We start from the raw sequence: 17,517 nt of genomic DNA, 5'->3' as shown, positions 1-17,517 counted from the left end.
AGATGGGCATTCGGCACCAGGCAAAGGTGCGTGGAGGAGCGGCTGTTGCGGTCGTGGCGCTCTTGGCCGTCACCGCGGCCGGGTGTGGTGCGGGCGGCGGTGGCGATGCGAAGGGCGCGGCCAAGCCGTCGCAGCCGCAGTCGCAGAACGCGGGTGCTCAGGCCTCCGCTCCGGGGAAGGAACAGAGCGCTGCGCCGGCCGTGGTCATCGCCACGCTCAAGGGGCAGGAAGGCATGGTGCTGGAGATCAACTCGGTCCAGAGGGACCCGGGTGGCTTCCTCACGGTGACCGGCCAGCTCAAGAACACGGGGAGCGCGTCCTACAAGGACACCGTGGCCTGGCGCGGCATCGAGCTCAAGGGGACGGGCGAGTCCGTAGCCGGCGCGACGCTGGTCGACAAGGCCGGCAAGAAGCGTTACTACGTGCTGAGGGACACGGAGTCCCGGTGCCTGTGCACGACCGGGGTCTCCAGTGTCGACGCGGGTCAGGCGATCCCCTTCTTCGCCCAGTTCCCGACGCCGCCCGCGTCGACGAGCGAGGTCGAGTTCAACCTGCCCACCTTCGCTCCGGCCACCGTCAAGATCTCCGGGTGACCCCATGACCAAACGCCGCCACCGCGTCTCCGCCGCGACAGCCGTCGTCGGCCTCGTCATCGCCGGTACCCACCTCCTCGGCGCGACGAGCGCCTACGCCGACGACCCCAAGCCCTCCGTCCCCCCCGGCACAGAGCCTTCCCCCGCCGCGCCCGTCCCCATCGACTCCAACGCCCCCGGGCTCAAGATCCCGCAAGGTGGGACCCTCGCGCCCGTCAAGGTGCTCGACATCGCCGAGGTCGTCGAGGACCTCGGGGGTGAGCAGCGGCGGCAGGAGACCAACCAGAACGTCATGATGGCCCTCCAGTCCGAGGTCCTCTTCCCCGAGAACAGCGCCGTCTTCAACGCCCAGGCCGCCGCCCGCATCCAGGCCATCGCGCAGGAGATCAACACCCAGAAGGCCACCCGCATCCGCGTCTTCGGCTTCACCGACGACCAGGGCAGCTATGAGCACGGCAAGGAGCTCTCCAAGCAGCGGGCCGACGCCGTCCAGGCGGAGCTCGCCAAGACCGTCACCAACCCCGGCGTCACGTACGACGTCCGCGGCTACAGCGAGGACTACCCGATCGCCGACAACAGCACCGAGGAAGGCCGCAAGAAGAACCGCCGTGTCGAGATCACCTTCCCCCGCGGAGCGACCGGTGGTACCGGCGGTACCGGCACCACCGGTTGAGCCGGGGGCCGGGGTAAAGGCAATGACCGGTGAGCGGTCCCACTCCTAAGCTCCGCCGTATGCAGCCCATGACGATCCGGCGTGCCACCGCCCAGGACGCCGAACGCCTCACCGCACTCGTGCGGGGGTCCGGTGCCCACTCCGGGCCCTGCGCCGCGATCACCGCCGGCTACCGGGTGACCCCCGACTACATCGAGCGCCACCAGGTCTTCGCGGCCGTCGACGCGCCCGGCGGCCGGATCCTGGGCTTCTCCGCGCTCCTCCTGGAGCAGGCCGAACTCGACCTGGTCTTCGTCGCGGACGGGGCGCAGCGCGCGGGAGTCGGCCGGTTCCTCGTCCGCGACGCGCTCGACCGGGCGAGGGGCGCCGGCCTGACGCACGTACGCGTCGTCCCGCACCCGCCGGCCGAGCCCTTCCACCGGCGCCTGGGCGCCGAGCGGGTGGGCACGGTCGCCCCCGCGCCGCCCCGCGTGACCTGGGAACGCCCCGAGCTGCGTTTCGCCACGCACGCCCGCCCGACCCGGGTGATCGTCCTCAATGGCGGTTCCAGCTCCGGCAAGTCCGGGATCGTCCGCTGCCTGCAAGCCGTACTGCCGGACCCCTGGCTGGCATTCGGCGTGGACACCCTGGTCGACGCGATGCCGCCCTCCCTCCGCACCTCGGACGCGGGGATCGGGTTCGCCGACGACGGAGAGGTCGTCGTCGGCGAGACGTTCCGCACGCTCGACACCGCCTGGGCCCAGGGGATCGCCGCCATGGCCCGCGCCGGGGCCCGGATCGTCGTCGACGACGTGTTCCTCGGCGGGCCCGAGTCCCAGCGGCGCTGGCGGAAGGCCCTGGAAGGGCTGAACGTCCTGTGGGTCGGCGTCCGGTGCGACGCTGAGGTCGCCGCGGCCCGCGAGATCGCCCGCGGCGACCGCCCCTCCGGGATGGCCGCCGCCCAGGCCGACGCCGTCCACCGGGGAGTGGTCTACGACCTTGAGGTCGACACCACCCACACCGAATCCCTGGCCTGCGCCCGGGCCATCGCCGCCCGCACCTGAGGCCCGCATGTGATCCGGGTCACCGGAAAAGGGTGACACGGGGCTGTCGCGGAGCCTTGCGAACCTCGACGCATGACGACGAAGACACCGCCCCCGCTGCCGCTGCTGCCGCTCACCGACCAGGACCTCCTCGGCGAGACCCTCGCCTTCAACGAGCGCTTCGAGGCCGCCGCCGCGAGCCTCCCCGCCCGCGGGCGGGTCCTGGACCCCGGACTCCTCGCGCGGCTGCGCCGCAACCGGCTCGCCGGGGACGCGCCGCCCGTACGCCTGCCGCAGGGGCGGGACCGGGTCGTCGCGGGCGGGGTGCGGGTACGGACCTTCGTGCCGGACGGCGCCGAGCCCGTCGCCGGGGTGTACCTGCACGTTCACGGCGGCGGCTGGTCCTTCGGATCCGCCGACGGGCAGGACGAGCGGCTCCGGCGGATCGCCGAGGACACCCGGCTGGCCGTGGTGAGCGTGGACTACCGGCTCGCGCCCGAACACCCCTTCCCCGCCGGCCCCGACGACTGCGAGGCCGCCGCGCGGTGGCTCGTCGAGCAGGCCCCCGCCGAGTTCGGGACCGACCGGCTGCTGATCGGCGGCGAGTCCGCCGGCGCCCACCTCGCCGTCCTGACCCTGCTGCGCCTGCGCGACCGCCACGGCATCGCCGGGGCCTTCCGCGCGGCCCACCTCCTCTTCGGCCCGTACGACCTCTCGATGACCCCGAGCCAGCGCACGTTCGGCTCCCGCCGCCTGCTCAGCAACACCGACTCCCTGGCGGGCAGTTACGAGATGTTCTCGCCCGGAACCGGCCCGGAGGAGCGCCGCAGCCCCGAACTCTCGCCGCTGTACGCCGATCTGACCGGCCTGCCGCCGGCCCGCCTCGTCGTCGGCACGGAGGACCCGCTGCTGGACGACTCCCTCTTCCTCGCCCGCCGCTGGCAGGCGGCGGGAGCCCCCGTCCGCCTCGACGTCGTGGCGGGAGCGATGCACGGGTTCACGCTCTTCCCCCTCACCATCACCGCACGGGAACTGGCGCGCGAAAGGGAGTTCCTGGCCTCCGCCGCGGCCGGGTAGCGTCGGGCCCATGGACCGCACCACCCGGCTCTACGCGCTCGTGGAGGAACTGCGCGCCGCGGCGCCCCGTCCCCGTCCGGTCGCCGCGCTCGCCGCGCGGTTCGAGGTCAGCACCCGTACGGTGCAGCGCGACCTCCAGGCGCTGATGGAATCCGGCGTCCCCGTCCGCGCCGCCCTCGGGCGGGGCGGCGGCTGGACGGTCGACCCGGCGATGACCCTGCCCCCGGTCCACTTCACCGCCGACGAGGCCGCGGCCCTGGCCGCTGCCCTCGCCACCGCCGGAACCCCCTACGCCGGTGCCGCCCGGACGGCGTACCAGAAGCTCCTCGCCTCGATGACCGGCCCGGCGGCCGCCGCGGCCGAAACCCTGGCGTCCCGGATCGTCGCCCTGCCGTCCCGTACGGAGCCTGCGATCCGCGACGCGGTGGAGCGGGCCATCGCCGACCGCACCGTCCTGCGGCTCTCGTACGCCGACGCGGCCGGCCGCACCAGCCAACGCGACGTGGAACCGGCCGGCCTGCTCACCGCCGAGGGCCGCTGGTACCTCATCGGCTGGTGCCGCACCCGCCGCGCCGGCCGGGGCTTCCGCCTGGACCGCGTCACGGCCGCGACCCCGACCGACGAACCGGCCCACCCCCACGACCTGACCGCCCTCCTCCACGGCTCGGCCGCCGCCACCGCGACCCGGCCGGCGGCGCTGGCCGGGGCCTGACCCTTCGGCCACGCCGCCCCCTGAAACCCGGTCGCGGCCGGGGCCGCCCGGAGCCGATACTCCGGGGCATGCCCTCCGTGCCGCAGTACCAGGTCAGGGCGGACCACGACGCCCACGGCATCGTCGTCTACCAGGCCTACCCGCCCGCCATCGCCGACGCCGCCCTCCGTGCGGGACGGTTCGTCGCGCCGTTCTCGTTCGGGCGGATGACGTGGATCAAGCCGTCCTTCCTCTGGCTGATGCACCGCAGCAACTGGGCCCGCAAGCCCGGTCAGGAGCGGATCCTCGGCGTGCGGATCACCCGGGCGGGGTGGGAGGAGGCCCTCTCGCGGGCCGTGCTGACCACCTCGGGCCCGGACGCCCTGGCGGGCGCGGCGGTGCACGTCCAGTGGGACCCCGAGCGCTCCGCGCGCGGGGCCGCGCTCAACCACTACAGCATCCAGGTCGGCATCGGCCGCGACCTCATCCGCACCTTCACCGACGAGTGGACCACCGGCATCACCGACCTCACCCCGCAGGTCCGCAAGGCCGCCGCCCTGCTCCAGGGCGGGCAGGCCGCCAAGGCGCGGCGGCTGCTGCCGTCCGAGCGGGTCTACCCGCTGCCCGCCGCCCTGGAGGCCCGGCTCGGCCGGTCCTGAAGGCCGGGGGCGCGCCCGCGGTCAGGGCTTGCGGGGCTGGTTGAAGCGCAGCATGTTGCCGGCCGGGTCGCGGAAGGCGCAGTCGCGGACCCCGTACGGCTGGTCCATGGGCTCCTGGAGCACGTCGGCGCCCGCCGCGCGGATCCGCTCGAAGGTGGCGTCGACGTCGTCGGTGGTGAAGATGACCCCGCGCAGCATGCCCTTCGCCATCAGCTCCGCGACGGCCTGGCGGTCGGCGGGGGTGGCGTTCGGGTCGGCGAGCGGGGGCTCCAGGACGATCTCCACCTCCGGCTGCGAGGGCGAGCCGACGGTCACCCAGCGCATGTTCTCGTACCCGACGTCGTTGCGGACCTCCAGGCCCAGCACGTCCCGGTAGAAGGGGACGGCCTTGTCGTGGTCGTCGACCGCGATGAAGCACTGCGAAAGCTTGATTCCCATGGCTCCGACGCTACGCGCGGCCGTCGGGTTTGGCTTCTCCGTTCCTGACCGGCCGGGTGTGGATCTTGGCGATGCAGGCGGGGATGGCGGCGCTGTCACCGTGGTCGCGGGCCCGGTAGGCGCTCGGGGTCTCGCCGACCAGTTCGGTGAAACGGGAGCTGAACGAGCCCAGCGAGGTACACCCGACCTCGAAGCAGACCTCCGTCACCGACAGGTCCCCGCGCCGCAGCAGGGCCTTGGCCCGTTCGATGCGGCGGGTCATGAGGTAGCCGTACGGGGTCTCGCCGTAGGCGGCGCGGAAACTGCGCTGGAAGTGTCCGGCCGACATCAGGGCGATGCGCGCCAGGGCGGGAACGTCCAGCGGCTGCGCGTAGTCGCGGTCCATCGCGTCACGGGCCCGGCGCAGCCGGACGAGGTCCTCCAGGTTCACGCCCTCCACCATCTCACAGGGCGAAATCGGCCTGCCAGGGCCGATCTTGGGCGCCTAGGCTGCGCCGCATGTCGCAGCCCGTGAAACTCCTCGTCCTGATCACCACCCTTCCCGGCCGCGGCCGGGAACAGCGGGAGGCGTACGAGCGCCTCGCGCCGCTGGTCCGGGCGGAGGAGGGCTGCCTGCGCTACGACCTCCACGCGGTGGCGGGCGACCCGGACCGCTTCGCCCTGATCGAGGAGTGGGCGTCGAGGGAGGCCCTGGCCGCCCACGACGCCACCCCGCACATGACCGAGGCCGACGCCACCAGCCCCGCCTTCCGCGCGGGCCCGGCCCGGGTACTGGAACTGTCGACGACCCCGCTGGCCTGAAACCCACCCCGGTGGGCCGTCCAGACGCTCGACGAGCGAATGACATGCATATGATCACCGCCGCCGTCCAGTACGAAGAAGTTCTGGCCGTGCGCACGCGGACCGGGGCGGAGGGCTGACGGGTGGGGCGGTTGTGGGACAGGTTCATGGGTACCAAGCGCCCCGCTGAGGGGGTCAGGGCCGTGCCCGCCGCCGAGCTGCGGGAGGCGCTGTTCGCCGTGGGGGGACCGGAGGTCCCGTTCCGTCTGCGTCAGGGCTCCGCCAAGGAGAGGGCCGACGTGGTGGCCGAGCACCGGATCCCGGAGCTGGAGCTCACCGTCAAGGTGCGGATGCGGCTGCTTCCGGTGCGCCGTGAGGTGGAAGTGATCACGGAGCAGTGGGGGAGGTTGTCGTACGAGGGCGGCAGCAGGCAGTACGCCCGGGGGTCAGGCCGCAGGGTCGCCCGGCAGTGGCGGTTCCAGAAGGGCCCCGATGGGCGCCGGCGCCTGGTCGAGTCCTTCCGCTACGACTCGCGCGACATGACGGGACCCCTGCAGCGGACGGTCCTCGAAGGGGGCTGGGTCTGGCGCGAGGTGCTCTTCGGCAGTTGAGCGGCCGACCCCGCACCCTGATGCCCCAGCCGCCCCGGCCGCGCGGGTGCTCACCCGTTCGGGTCGGCGGTCGCGAGTAGGCGCTGGGCCGCCGCGCGGGCGTGGAGGGCCGGGGCCGGGCCGGGGTCGAGGGCGGCCACCACCGTCGCGCCCTCGGCCAGGATCAGGAGCTGCTCGGCGAGCTCCGGCGTGGGGGCGAGGTCCGCCAGGAGGGTGCGCAGCTCCGCCTTGTGCCGGCGGACGACGTCCAGGACGGCGGCCGGGCCGGTGCCCAGCTCCCCGTACGCGTTGAGGAAGGCGCAGCCGCGGAAGTCCGGCTCCGAGAACCAGCCCGCGAGCCAGTCGAAGACCGCCGGTACGGGCTCCGGGGCGGCGGCCACCGCCTCCCGCAGGCCGGCGATCCAGCGCCGGTCGCGCCGCTCCAGGTAGGCGGTGACCAGGGCGTCCTTGGCGGGGAACAGCCGGTAGAGCCGCTTGAGCGGCACTCCCGACTCCGCGCGGATGCGGTCCATGCCGACGGCCTGGATGCCCTCGGCGTAGAACAGGGCCTCCGCCGCGTCGAGGAGGCGGGTGCGGGCCTCGTCATCGTCCATGGGGTGAAGGGTAGTGCAGGAACGCTTGCGTTGAGAACGCTCGTTCTCTACCGTGAGAACGAGCGTTCTCCGCATCGTCGAAGTGAGAGGGACCTGCCGTGCTCGTACCGCCGTTCACCGAAGAGACCGCCCGCGCCAAGGTGCAGGCCGCCGAGGACGCGTGGAACACCCGCGACCCCGACCGGGTCGCCCTCGCCTACAGCGAGGACTCCGTCTGGCGCAACCGCGACCGCTTCCTCACCGGCCGCGCCGAGATCCGCGCCTTCCTCGCCGAGAAGTGGCGGCGCGAGCTCGACTACCGCCTCCGCAAGGAGCTCTGGTCCTACACCGGCAACCGCATCTCCGTCCGCTTCGCGTACGAGTGGCACGACGCGGACGGCCAGTGGTGGCGCAGCCACGGCAACGAGCAGTGGGAGTTCGACGACGACGGCCTGATGCGGCGCCGCGAGGCCAGCATCAACGACCTCCCGATCGAGGAGTCCGAGCGGAGGCTGCGCGGCTGAGGGCCCCGCACCCCGATGGCCCACGTGTCTGCAATGCCCCCTCCTGCCCCGGTTCGGTAGCGTGGCACGGCGTACGCGCCCGACGATCAGGAGGGGTACGCCGGTGCCCGGTTCCACGCGCAGGACACGGGCGGCGGTGCGCGGCGCCGAGGCGCTGGACGCGCGGCTGCCGCTGGGGGAGGTCGCCAAGGGGGCGGTGCGCAAGGTCTTCCCCGACCACTGGTCGTTCCTGCTCGGCGAGCTCGCCCTCTACAGCTTCGTCGTCCTGCTGCTGACCGGGGTGTACCTGTCCTTCTTCTTCGACCCCTCGATGCGCGAGAGCGCCTACCACGGGGCGTACGGGCCCCTGCGCGACGTACGCATGTCGCAGGCCTACCTCTCCACCCTCCGCCTCAGCTTCGACGTCCGCGGCGGGCTCCTCATCCGGCAGGTCCACCACTGGGCGGCGATCGTCTTCGTCGCCGCCATCGGCGCGCACCTGCTGCGCGTCTTCCTCACCGGGGCCTTCCGCCGCCCCCGCGAGCTCAACTGGACCGTCGGCGTCACCCTGTTCGCGCTGGCCATGCTGGAGGGGTTCGCCGGCTACTCCCTCCCCGACGACCTGCTGTCCGGGACCGGCCTGCGCATCGCGCAGGGCATCATGACGTCGGTTCCGGTGGTCGGCACGTACCTGGCGTTCTTCGCCTTCGGCGGGGAGTACCCCGCCGCCGACATCGTCCCCCGCCTCTACCCCGTGCACATCCTGCTGGTCCCCGGCCTGCTGCTGGGCCTGATCACCGTGCACCTGCTGCTGGTCGTGCACCTCAAGCACACCCACTGGCCGGGCCCGGGCCGTACCGGCCGCAACGTCGTCGGCCTGCCGTTCTTCCCCCAGTACCTGGCCAAGTCGGGCGGGCTGTTCCTCCTCGTCTTCGGGCTGCTCGCCGCCCTCGCCGCCGTCGCGCAGGTCAACCCCATCTGGGTGTACGGCCCCTACCGTCCCGACGTGGTCTCCACCGGCTCCCAGCCCGACTGGTACATCGGCTTCCTGGAGGGCTCCCTGCGGCTGATGCCCGGGGTCGAGACCCGGCTGTGGGGGCACACGGTGGCGTGGAACCCGTTCGTGGCCGCCGTCCTGCTGCCCGGTGCGCTCTTCACGGCGCTGTACGCCTACCCCTTCTTCGAGCGCTGGATCACCGGCGACCACGGTGAACGGCACCTGTGTGACCGCCCCCGTGACCGGCCCGTCCGTACGGGGCTCGGCGCGGCGGCCCTCGCCTGGTACGCCGTACTGCTGCTCGCCGGGGCCCAGGACGTCCTCGCGTTCGTCTTCGCCGTGCCCCTGCCGCAGCTGACCTGGACCCTGCGCGCCGCGTTCTTCGCGGTGCCGGCGCTGGTGTTCTGGCTCACCCGGCGGCTGTGCCTGGCCCTCCAGGACCGGGAGCGGGAGCTGCTGGGCGGGGAGGAGGAGACGGGCCTGGTGCGCCAGGGCGTCGAGGGCGGCTTCCACCCCGAGCACCGGCCGCTGCCGTCGGCCGAGCGGTACGTGATGCTCGTGGGGGACCGGCCCCGGCCGCTGGAGGACGACCGCGACCCGACCCGTTCCCTGCCGCGCCGACTGCTGGGGCGGGCGCGGGCGGCCGCCAGCTCCTGGTACTACCACGACCGCGTCCGCTACCCGGCGACCCCCGAGCAGCGCCGGGAGATCGCCGAGGTGACGACCGGCCCCGACCGCCCCCCGGCGCCCTGAGGACAGGGCGCCCTACTCCGCGTGGTCGAGGTTCTGGAAGGCGAAGCCGAGGATCCCCGGGGCCAGCACCCCGAGGCCGATCAGGAACAGCCACAGCCCCTGGACCACCCCCAGCCCCATCAGCGCGGTGCCCGCGGCGGTCAGGACGGGGTGGAAGCTGCGGTCGGGGAAGAAGAGCCGGCGGCCGGAGACCTCCCGCACCTCGGCGTCCCCGCGGTCCTCCGGCCGCTCCCCGCCCCGCCGGTGCTGGCGCCACAGGAAGGCGGCGACCAGCCCGGACATCACGAAGGAGACGCACAGCGCGGAGCTGCCCGCGGGGTCGGCGGAGAACCAGCGGTAGACGACGGTGGTGGCTGCGAAGAACAGGGCCGTTCCGGTGAACAGCCAGGCCTCAGCCTTCACGGGGCACCTCCGGGTGGTGCAGGTCGAAGGCCGGGGACTCCGAGCGGATCCGCGGCACGGCGTGGAAGTTGTGGCGCGGCGGCGGGCAGCTCGTCGCCCACTCCAGGGAGCGGCCCCAGCCCCAGGGGTCGTCGACCGCCACCCGCCGCCCCCCGCGCTGCGTCTTCCACACGTTGTAGAGGAACGGCAGCGTGGAGGCGCCCAGCAGGAAGGCGCCGACCGAGGAGAGGGTGTTGAGGAGGGTGAACCCGTCGGACGCCAGGTAGTCGGCGTACCGGCGCGGCATGCCCTGCTCGCCCAGCCAGTGCTGGACCAGGAAGGTCAGCTGGAAGCCGGGGAACAGCGTCCAGAAGTGCAGCTTGCCCAGCCGCTCGTCCAGCATCCGGCCGGTCAGCTTGGGCCACCAGAAGTAGAGCCCGCCGAAGGTGGCGAAGACGATCGTGCCGAAGAGGACGTAGTGGAGGTGGGCGACGACGAAGTAGCTGTCGGTCAGGTGGAAGTCCAGCGGCGGCGAGGCGATCAGCACCCCGGTCAGGCCGCCCAGCAGGAAGGTGACGAGGAAGCCGATCGACCACAGCATCGGCGTCTCGAAGGAGAGCGAGCCGTGCCACATCGTGCCGATCCAGTTGAAGAACTTCACCCCCGTCGGCACGGCGATCAGGAACGACAGCAGGGAGAAGAACGGCAGCAGGACCGCGCCGGTCGCGAACATGTGGTGCGCCCAGACGGTGGCGGACAGGCCGGTGATGGCGATGGTCGCCCCCACCAGGGACACGTAGCCGAACATGGGCTTGCGGCTGAAGACGGGCACGATCTCGCTGACCACGCCGAAGAACGGCAGGGCCACGATGTAGACCTCCGGATGCCCGAAGAACCAGAACAGGTGCTGCCACAGCAGCGCGCCCCCGTTCGCCGCGTCGAAGACGTGCGCGCCGAACTTGCGGTCCGCCTCCAGGGCCAGCAGCGCGGCCGTGAACACGGGGAACGCCAGCAGCGCCAGGAGGGACGTGAACAGCACGTTCCAGGTGAAGATCGGCATCCGGAACAGGGTCATGCCCGGGGCGCGCAGGCAGATGATCGTGGTGATGAAGTTGACCGCGCCGAGGATGGTGCTCAGGCCCGCCACGGCCAGCCCCATCGCCCACAGGTCGGGTCCGGTACCGGGGGAGTAGACGGCCCCGTTGAGCGGGGCGTACGCGAACCAGCCGAAGGCCGCCGCCCCGTCGGAGGTGAGGAACCCGGAGACCACCATCAGGCCGCCGAAGAGGTAGACCCAGTAGGTGAAGGCGTTCATCCGGGGGAAGGCGACGTCCGGCGCCCCGATCTGGAGCGGCATCACGGCGTTGGCGAAGCCGGTGAAGGTCGGCGTCGCGAACAGCAGCATCATGATCGTGGCGTGGACGGTGAACAGCTCGTTGTACTGCTGGTTCGAGACGATCTGGAGCCCCGGCCGGGCCAGCTCCGCCCGCATCACCAGCGCCAGTACCCCGGCGAAGAGGAAGAAGCAGAAGGCCGTCACCAGGTAGAGGTTGCCGATCACCTTGTGGTCGGTGGTCGACAGCCAGCGCAGTACCGCCGAGCCCTGCCGGACCCGCCGCACGGTCCGCGCCTCCGCCCGCGCCCCGGGCGGGGGTGAGGGGTCCAACGCCGTCATCGGGTCCTCCAGGGAGCCTCGCAGCTTCACGGCGCCGCGGCCTCGGAGCCCCGCCGCCGACCGTGCACTCCCTTCGACTACCGGCCCCCCGCCCCGCCGTCCGCCCGACGCGCCGGTGCCCGCCCGGCCCCGGCGCCGGGATCCCCCACCCGGGGGAGCCGTGGTCCGCCCGGTGGGCGGGGGCGGCTACGTGCCGCCGTGGGCGCGGGTGATGAGGTCCGTCGCGACCTCCAGCGCGGCCAGCCGGGTGGCCTCCGGGTCCTGCTCGTCCACGTGCTGGAGGAACATCATCCCGGCGTGCAGCGTGAACAGGGCGCTCGCGCAGCGCACCTGGTCGGCCAGGGGGGCGTCCTCCGTGCGCAGCAGTTCGATCAGGGTGAAGATCCGCCGCTTGACGATCTCCCCGATGCTCAGCTCCCGCATCGTCGCCTGGTTCTCGTGCATGAAGCGGTACAGCTGTCTGCCCGAGATCATGGCCTCGCTGTAGCGGCGCAGCACCTCGCGCTTGGTCTCCAGCGTCCGGGGCTGTTCCTTCGCCCACTCGATCAGCTCGTCGATGGGCCGGGTGCGGTCCTCGAAGACGCTGATGATGATGTCTTCCTTGGTCTTGAAGTGGTAGTAGAGCGCCGCCTTCGTGACGTCGAGCCGCTCCGCGATCTCGCGCAGCGAGGTCTTCTCGTACCCCTGCTCGGCGAAGAGCTCCAGCGCGACGTCCTGGATGCGCTGGCGCGTGTTCCCGCGCTTGACCTGCGGTCCGGTGCCGCTGGAGCTGCTGGACATGTGTCTCCCCACGAACTTACTTGACGCCCGGCTAGTTACGGGTCTACCTTCCCCAGTGTAGTGAACTAGCCGGGCGGCAAGTAAGTGCCCGCGCGGGATGGAAGAGACCGGTGTCACGGGGAGTGGACATGAGCGACGCAGTGCAGCAGGCCGGGAGCGCGGAGGAGGTGAAGCCGCGCAGCGTCCGCGTCGTCCTGATGGCGTTGATGATCGCCATGTTGCTCGCCATGCTCGACAACATGATCATCGGGACCGCGATGCCGACCATCGTCGGCGAGCTCGGCGGCCTCGAACACCTCTCCTGGGTGGTCACCGCCTACACCCTGGCCACCGCCGCCTCCACCCCCATCTGGGGCAAGGTCGGCGACATGTACGGGCGCAAGGGGTCCTTCCTCACCTCCATCGTCATCTTCCTCATCGGCTCCGCGCTCAGCGGCATGGCCCAGGACATGGGTCAGCTCATCGGCTTCCGCGCCATCCAGGGCCTGGGCGCCGGCGGTCTGATGGTCGGCGTCATGGCGATCATCGGCGACCTCATCCCGCCCCGCGAGCGCGGCAAGTACCAGGGCATGATGGCCGGTGTGATGGCCCTCGCCATGATCGGCGGCCCGCTCGTCGGCGGCACCATCACCGACCACATGGGCTGGCGCTGGTCCTTCTACATCAACCTCCCGCTCGGCGCCGTCGCCCTCGCGATGGTCAGCGCCGTGCTGCACCTGCCCAAGAAGAAGGCGCAGGGCAAGATCGACTACCTGGGTGCCGCCCTGCTGACCGTGGCCATCACCTCGACCGTCCTCGTGACGACCTGGGGCGGGACCGAGTACGCCTGGGGCTCCGGCCAGATCATCGGCCTGATCGTGGCGGGTGTGCTCGCCGTCGCCGCCTTCCTCTACGTCGAGACCAAGGCCGCCGAGCCGGTCATGCCGCTGCACATCTTCCGCAGCCGCAACTTCACCCTGATGTCGGTCATCGGCTTCCTCGTCGGCTTCGCCATGTTCGGCGGCGTGCTCTACCTCCCGCTCTTCCAGCAGGCGGTGCAGGGCGCCTCCGCCACCAACTCCGGGCTGCTGCTCCTGCCGATGCTGCTCTCGATGATGGTCGTCTCGCTCATCGCGGGCCGCATCACCACCAGCACCGGCAAGTACAAGGTCTTCCCGATCGTCGGCGGCGCGCTCATGGTCGTCGGACTGTTCCTGCTGGCGACCATGGACACCGGCACCACGCGTCTGGTCTCCGGTGTCTACATGGCCGTCCTCGGCGCCGGCCTCGGCTTCCTGATGCAGATCACCATGCTGGTCGCCCAGAACAGCGTGGAGATGAGGGACATGGGCGTCGCCTCCTCCTCCGCCACCCTCTTCCGCACCCTCGGCGGCTCCTTCGGTGTGGCCCTGATGGGTTCGCTGTTCACCTCCCGCGTCACGGACACCATGTCGGAGCGGCTCGGGCCGCAGGCCGCCCGGGCCGCCGGTTCCGCGCAGCTCGACGCGGCCAGCCTGGCCAAGCTGCCCGAGGCCGTCCGCGACGCCTACCAGCACGCGGTCTCCGCCGGTACGCACTCGGCGTTCCTGCTCGGCGCGGCCATCGCCGTCCTCGGCTTCGCGCTCGCCTGGTTCGTCAAGGAGGTCCCGCTGCGGGGCGCGGGCCCGGCCCAGGCCGGCGGCGCGGGCGCCCCTGCCGCGTCCTCCCCGGCGGACTCGTTCGCCCACTGACGCGCACGGCCCAGGAGGCGGGCGGGGTCCGGGACTTCCCGGGCCCCGCCCGCTTCTTCGTGTTCCTCCTGCGGCGTGGGGGACCCCCGTGCCCACCGTGGCCATAAAGGACTAAAGTCCTCATTACCTGGAATTTATGGGGCAATTGCGGGGAACCTTCTCAGGTTCGAAGGCGTCCTGATCCACATGACGCGCACGCAGAAGCACAGCCTCCGCGCCCGGACAGCCGTCGCGGCCTCGGCCGTCGCCGTCGCCGCCACCGTGTGGGGGGCCACCGCCCTGCTCCCCGCCGGGGAAGACCACCGCACCCCCCGCCATGAGAACGCGTCACCTCGGGGCGACGCGCCGGCGGACGGCAAGCGGGGCGGGCCGGGCCCGACGCCCTCCCCCTCCTCGGGTGTGCCCGACACCATCGCCCACGCCTCGGAGGCCGGCGGGAACGCCGTCAACATCACCATCGACGACGGCCCCGACCCCCGCTGGACCCCCCAGGTGCTCGACGTCCTGGCCAAGTACGACGCCAAGGCCGTCTTCTGCATGATCGGCCCGCAGGCCAAGGCCCACCCCGACCTGGTCAAGGCGGTCGTCGCGGCCGGACACCGCCTCTGCGACCACACCATGGACCACGACACGACCATGGCCGCCAAGCCCCTCGACTACCAGCGGGCGCAGATCCTCGACGCGAAGAAGCTGATCGAGGAGGCCGCCGGCGGCAGCGCGGAGGTCGCGTACTACCGCGCCCCGGGCGGGGCCTTCACCCCCGACAGTCGCCGCGTCGCCGCGGCCGCCGGGATGCGCCCGCTCGGCTGGAACGTCGACACGAAGGACTTCGGCCGGCCCGGCACCGCCGCCATCGTCGCCGCCGTCAAGCGCGAGATCGGCAACGGCCCCACGATCCTCTTCCACGACGGGGGCGGCGACCGCGGCCAGACCGTCGCCGCCCTCGACCAGGTGCTGGCCTGGCTCGCGCAGCAGGGGCGGCCGACCGGCTTCCCGGTCCGCACCGCCCCCTGACACGCCGCCGCGCGCCGAACGGGTGACGGTCTGCCGCCAGGCCCGGCCCACGGTGTTCCCTGGTCGCGCACGCAGCCCCGTACGCACACAGCCCCCCCCCGCGGGCAGCCGCGTACGCACGCATCCGTCAGGAGGCCACCGTGATCCCCGTGAACCAGCTCGGCGACCCCGCCGTCCGCGCCTTCGTCACCGCCGTCAACGCGGGCGACCGGGAGGCCTTCGGCGCGGCGCTGACGCCCGGCGCGACCATGTCCGACGACGGCACCGACCGCGACGTGGACGACTGGGCCGAGCGGGAGATCTTCTCCTCCCACGGCCACATGGACGTCGAGGCCGAGTCCGACGGGGGCCGCTCCCTGGTCGCCGACTACCGCAACGACACCTGGGGCGCGATGCGCACCGCCTGGCGGTTCACCGTCGACGACGGACGCGTCAGCCGCTTCGAGACCGGCCAGGCCTGACCGCCCCCGGCCCCTACAGCCCCCGCGCCACCCGGAGCACCGCCGCCGTCAGCGGTCCGTTCTCCGGCGCCAGCCCGCCCGGGAAGCCGAACCGGCGGCGCGTGTACCCGTACGCGATCCCCGTCACCGGGTCGGCGAAGCCGTTGGCCCCCGCCGCGCCGCAGTGCCCGAAGGCCTCCGGGCCCACCGCGTGCTGCTTCTCGAAGCCCAGACCGAAGTGGTCCGCCTCCGGCACGACCGCGTCCCGGCCCGGCGTGTGCAGCCGTGCGACCTCGGCCGCGGTCTCCGGGGTCAGCAGCGCCGGCAGCCCCTCCAGCCCGCTGATCGCGGCCGCGTACAGGGCCGCGACACCGCGCGCCGTGCCGACGCCGCCCGCCGAGGCCGGGCCGAGGGCCTTCACCTCGGGGTGGTTGGCGTACGTGACCGGGTCCATCCCGTGGTGCATGTTGAAGGCCACCCGCATCAGCTCGGGCATCGGCCCGCCCGAGGCCAGCAGTTCCAGCTGCGCGGGCGTCGGCAGCATCTCCAGCACCGGCTTCCAGCGGTCCTCCAGCGCGGCCGGCAGCCCCATGTACAGGTCCAGCCCGTACGGCGCCCGCACCCGCTCCTCGTAGACCTCCTGGATCGAACGCCCCGTCACCCGGCGCACCACCTCACCGGTCAGCGCGCCGATCACGAAGGCGTGGTAGCCGTACGCCGTCCCCGGCTCCCAGTGCGGCTTCTGCCGGGCCAGCGCGGCCGCCACGCGGGCGTCGTCCGCCATCAGCTCGTACGAGAACTCGTCCACCGCGATCAGGCCGGAGCCGTGCGCGACCAGCTGGCGCAGCGTCAGCCGCTCCTTGCCGTCACCCGAGAACTCGGGCCAGTACTCCACCACCGGGGCGTCCAGGTCCAGAACGCCCTCCTGCGCCAGCAGCGCGACCACCAGGTGGGCGGCGCCCTTGGTGATCGAGAAGACCCCGCTCAGGGTGTCCCCGTCGGTCTCCTCGCCGCCCCACAGGTCGACCACGGTCCGGCCGTGGTGACGTACCGCCAGCTGGGCCTCCGGGGAGTGCGGCTCCGCCGCCACGAAGGCCTCGAACGCCTCCCGGACCGGCTCCCAGCCCGCCTCCACCGCACCGTTCACCGTCACGCCCATGACATCCCCCGTAACCATCCGTAGATCATTTCCGTCGTTCGCGCACAGACAACCAGACCCGGTCGGCTCATATGCCCGCCGTGGCCGGAATCTGTCACCTGTGCCCGCGCGCCGCTCCCGTACGGGTGAACGCGCTTGCGTCCACGTTCCGGCCCCGCCGCGGGTGCCGTTGGACCGGGCATGAAGCGCACCCGCACCGCCGCCGTCACCGTCGCCGCCGCCGTCGCGGCCCTCACCCCGGCCCTCGGCCAGGCGGCCGCCACCGCCGCCGACGGCAAGGGGAACCTGCCCCAGGACCCGGTCGGGAGCGGGAAGGCGTGGAGCAAGGACCAGAAGCACAAGGTGGAGGGGCAGGTCCGCTTCCACCCCGGCGTGCAGTACAAGACCGTCACCCGGCCCGGCTCGGCCGCCGCCCCCGAGTGGGAGCGCAAGACCGGGGACCCGAACACGCTGGCCTGGATGCCCTCGTACGAGTTCTCCTGGACGGTCTCCGACGTCCTGGTGAACAAGGGCCTGACCACGAAGAACGGCAAGCACGCCCTCACGCTGCACGCCGTGCTGCGCGACGCGCGGAACACCGCGGTCGGGGAGGTGCACAAGGAGCTGACCGGACAGGCGGCGACGGGGAGCCAGAAGGTCGCGGGGAACAAGCGGATCGCGTGCGACACCGGGGACTACACGGTGGAGTGGACGCTGGAACGCCCCGGCTACGCCACCGTCGGCGGCACCCTGCGCTGGAACTCCGGCTGCGAGCAGTACCGGACGGCCTTCGCGGCGGAACACACCGGGAACTAGCCGCGGGCTGGAGGCGCGGGAGGGGCGGGAGGGGGCGGGGGGAACGGAGGAAGGCCTGCCGCCCTGCGCACCTTGTGGGCGCTCGTCGGGCGACGGGGCCACGGCTCTTGGATCAAGTGCCGACGGCCATTCTGCCGTAGGGGAAGGGGTGCGACGGGAGGCGAAGGTCCCGTCTCAGCCGTCTTTCAGCCGTTC

The 17,517-nt window shown here is 72.5% G+C and carries 21 protein-coding genes and 1 pseudogene; 15 read left to right on the top strand and 7 right to left on the bottom strand.

Annotated features, from left to right (window positions below; translation table 11 throughout):
- The first annotated feature begins 2 nt into the window (after positions 1 to 2).
- From WDV06_RS01250 to WDV06_RS01220, 7 genes and pseudogenes are all read left to right on the top strand, one after another.
- The gene (locus WDV06_RS01250) at positions 3 to 593 is read left to right on the top strand and encodes a hypothetical protein (RefSeq protein ID WP_395507681.1); all 591 of its coding nucleotides are present in this window, start codon (positions 3 to 5) and stop codon (positions 591 to 593) included.
- 4 nt (positions 594 to 597) lie between these two features.
- Positions 598 to 1,266 carry an OmpA family protein gene (locus tag WDV06_RS01245; protein WP_395507680.1) on the top strand — a complete coding sequence of 223 codons (669 nt, stop codon included), beginning with the start codon at positions 598 to 600 and terminating at the stop codon, positions 1,264 to 1,266.
- 59 nt (positions 1,267 to 1,325) lie between these two features.
- A pseudogene (locus WDV06_RS01240) lies at positions 1,326 to 1,700 on the top strand (GNAT family N-acetyltransferase); the annotation flags it as partial.
- 90 nt (positions 1,701 to 1,790) lie between these two features.
- Positions 1,791 to 2,309 (top strand): chloramphenicol phosphotransferase CPT, encoded by a 519-nt coding sequence (gene cpt / locus WDV06_RS01235; protein ID WP_395507778.1) that lies wholly within the window; start codon positions 1,791 to 1,793, stop codon positions 2,307 to 2,309.
- 72 nt (positions 2,310 to 2,381) lie between these two features.
- Complete coding sequence (locus WDV06_RS01230) at positions 2,382 to 3,365, top strand: alpha/beta hydrolase (protein ID WP_395507679.1); 984 nt, start codon at positions 2,382 to 2,384, stop codon at positions 3,363 to 3,365.
- A 10-nt stretch (positions 3,366 to 3,375) separates the two neighbouring features.
- Positions 3,376 to 4,077, top strand: a complete 702-nt coding sequence (locus WDV06_RS01225; RefSeq protein ID WP_395507678.1) for a helix-turn-helix transcriptional regulator — start codon at positions 3,376 to 3,378, stop codon at positions 4,075 to 4,077.
- A gap of 68 nt (positions 4,078 to 4,145) precedes the next feature.
- Positions 4,146 to 4,715: a DUF4291 domain-containing protein gene (locus WDV06_RS01220; RefSeq protein WP_395507677.1), complete on the top strand. Its 570-nt coding sequence runs from the start codon at positions 4,146 to 4,148 to the stop codon at positions 4,713 to 4,715.
- 21 nt (positions 4,716 to 4,736) lie between these two features.
- Here WDV06_RS01220 and WDV06_RS01215 read toward each other — a convergent pair whose 3' ends face one another.
- Positions 4,737 to 5,153, bottom strand: a complete 417-nt coding sequence (locus WDV06_RS01215) for a VOC family protein (protein ID WP_395507676.1) — start codon at positions 5,151 to 5,153, stop codon at positions 4,737 to 4,739.
- Between the two features lie 10 nt (positions 5,154 to 5,163).
- Positions 5,164 to 5,583, bottom strand: a complete 420-nt coding sequence (locus WDV06_RS01210) for a helix-turn-helix transcriptional regulator (protein ID WP_395507675.1) — start codon at positions 5,581 to 5,583, stop codon at positions 5,164 to 5,166.
- A gap of 68 nt (positions 5,584 to 5,651) precedes the next feature.
- Between WDV06_RS01210 and WDV06_RS01205 the strand changes: the two genes are divergently transcribed.
- Both WDV06_RS01205 and WDV06_RS01200 read left to right on the top strand, forming a co-directional pair.
- The gene (locus WDV06_RS01205) at positions 5,652 to 5,954 is read left to right on the top strand and encodes a putative quinol monooxygenase (RefSeq protein ID WP_395507674.1); all 303 of its coding nucleotides are present in this window, start codon (positions 5,652 to 5,654) and stop codon (positions 5,952 to 5,954) included.
- A 146-nt stretch (positions 5,955 to 6,100) separates the two neighbouring features.
- Positions 6,101 to 6,544 carry a hypothetical protein gene (locus tag WDV06_RS01200; RefSeq protein ID WP_395507673.1) on the top strand — a complete coding sequence of 148 codons (444 nt, stop codon included), beginning with the start codon at positions 6,101 to 6,103 and terminating at the stop codon, positions 6,542 to 6,544.
- Between the two features lie 50 nt (positions 6,545 to 6,594).
- On the opposite strand, the gene WDV06_RS01195 is transcribed toward WDV06_RS01200, so the two are convergent.
- On the bottom strand, positions 6,595 to 7,137 hold the full coding sequence (locus WDV06_RS01195; protein ID WP_395507672.1) for a TetR/AcrR family transcriptional regulator: 543 nt from the start codon (positions 7,135 to 7,137) through the stop codon (positions 6,595 to 6,597).
- A 98-nt stretch (positions 7,138 to 7,235) separates the two neighbouring features.
- Between WDV06_RS01195 and WDV06_RS01190 the strand changes: the two genes are divergently transcribed.
- Both WDV06_RS01190 and qcrB read left to right on the top strand, forming a co-directional pair.
- A complete protein-coding gene (locus WDV06_RS01190) occupies positions 7,236 to 7,640 on the top strand; it encodes a nuclear transport factor 2 family protein (RefSeq protein ID WP_395507671.1) in 405 nt (134 codons plus the stop codon).
- Between the two features lie 103 nt (positions 7,641 to 7,743).
- Positions 7,744 to 9,369 (top strand): cytochrome bc1 complex cytochrome b subunit, encoded by a 1,626-nt coding sequence (qcrB, locus tag WDV06_RS01185; RefSeq protein WP_395507670.1) that lies wholly within the window; start codon positions 7,744 to 7,746, stop codon positions 9,367 to 9,369.
- A 12-nt stretch (positions 9,370 to 9,381) separates the two neighbouring features.
- On the opposite strand, the gene ctaF is transcribed toward qcrB, so the two are convergent.
- From ctaF to WDV06_RS01170, 3 genes are all read right to left on the bottom strand, one after another.
- Positions 9,382 to 9,771: an aa3-type cytochrome oxidase subunit IV gene (gene ctaF, locus WDV06_RS01180; protein WP_395507669.1), complete on the bottom strand. Its 390-nt coding sequence runs from the start codon at positions 9,769 to 9,771 to the stop codon at positions 9,382 to 9,384.
- On the bottom strand, positions 9,761 to 11,425 hold the full coding sequence (ctaD, locus tag WDV06_RS01175) for an aa3-type cytochrome oxidase subunit I (RefSeq protein WP_395507777.1): 1,665 nt from the start codon (positions 11,423 to 11,425) through the stop codon (positions 9,761 to 9,763). Before ctaD ends, ctaF begins: the two co-directional genes overlap by 11 nt.
- A 186-nt stretch (positions 11,426 to 11,611) precedes the next feature.
- The gene (locus tag WDV06_RS01170; RefSeq protein ID WP_395507668.1) at positions 11,612 to 12,205 is read right to left on the bottom strand and encodes a TetR/AcrR family transcriptional regulator; all 594 of its coding nucleotides are present in this window, start codon (positions 12,203 to 12,205) and stop codon (positions 11,612 to 11,614) included.
- 128 nt (positions 12,206 to 12,333) lie between these two features.
- Between WDV06_RS01170 and WDV06_RS01165 the strand changes: the two genes are divergently transcribed.
- The 3 genes from WDV06_RS01165 to WDV06_RS01155 all read left to right on the top strand — a co-directional run bounded on the left by WDV06_RS01165 (position 12,334) and on the right by WDV06_RS01155 (position 15,389).
- The gene (locus tag WDV06_RS01165) at positions 12,334 to 13,914 is read left to right on the top strand and encodes an MDR family MFS transporter (RefSeq protein ID WP_395507667.1); all 1,581 of its coding nucleotides are present in this window, start codon (positions 12,334 to 12,336) and stop codon (positions 13,912 to 13,914) included.
- 186 nt (positions 13,915 to 14,100) lie between these two features.
- Positions 14,101 to 14,928, top strand: a complete 828-nt coding sequence (locus tag WDV06_RS01160) for a polysaccharide deacetylase family protein (RefSeq protein ID WP_395507666.1) — start codon at positions 14,101 to 14,103, stop codon at positions 14,926 to 14,928.
- Positions 14,929 to 15,068: 140 nt separating this feature from the next.
- A complete protein-coding gene (locus tag WDV06_RS01155; RefSeq protein ID WP_395507665.1) occupies positions 15,069 to 15,389 on the top strand; it encodes a nuclear transport factor 2 family protein in 321 nt (106 codons plus the stop codon).
- Positions 15,390 to 15,402: 13 nt separating this feature from the next.
- On the opposite strand, the gene WDV06_RS01150 is transcribed toward WDV06_RS01155, so the two are convergent.
- Entirely contained in the window at positions 15,403 to 16,545 is a 1,143-nt protein-coding gene (locus tag WDV06_RS01150; protein WP_395507664.1) for a serine hydrolase domain-containing protein, read from the bottom strand.
- Between the two features lie 162 nt (positions 16,546 to 16,707).
- On the opposite strand from WDV06_RS01150, the gene WDV06_RS01145 reads away from it, so the two are divergent.
- Positions 16,708 to 17,322 (top strand): hypothetical protein, encoded by a 615-nt coding sequence (locus tag WDV06_RS01145; RefSeq protein ID WP_395507663.1) that lies wholly within the window; start codon positions 16,708 to 16,710, stop codon positions 17,320 to 17,322.
- Positions 17,323 to 17,517: the final 195 nt, after the last annotated feature.

It is taken from the genome of Streptomyces racemochromogenes (genome assembly GCF_044129415.1).
In the GTDB taxonomy this organism is placed as follows: Bacteria; Actinomycetota; Actinomycetes; order Streptomycetales; family Streptomycetaceae; genus Streptomyces; species Streptomyces racemochromogenes_A.
The sequence above is the reverse complement of the archived record's forward strand: the minus strand, read 5'-3'. Positions and strand labels throughout refer to the sequence as shown.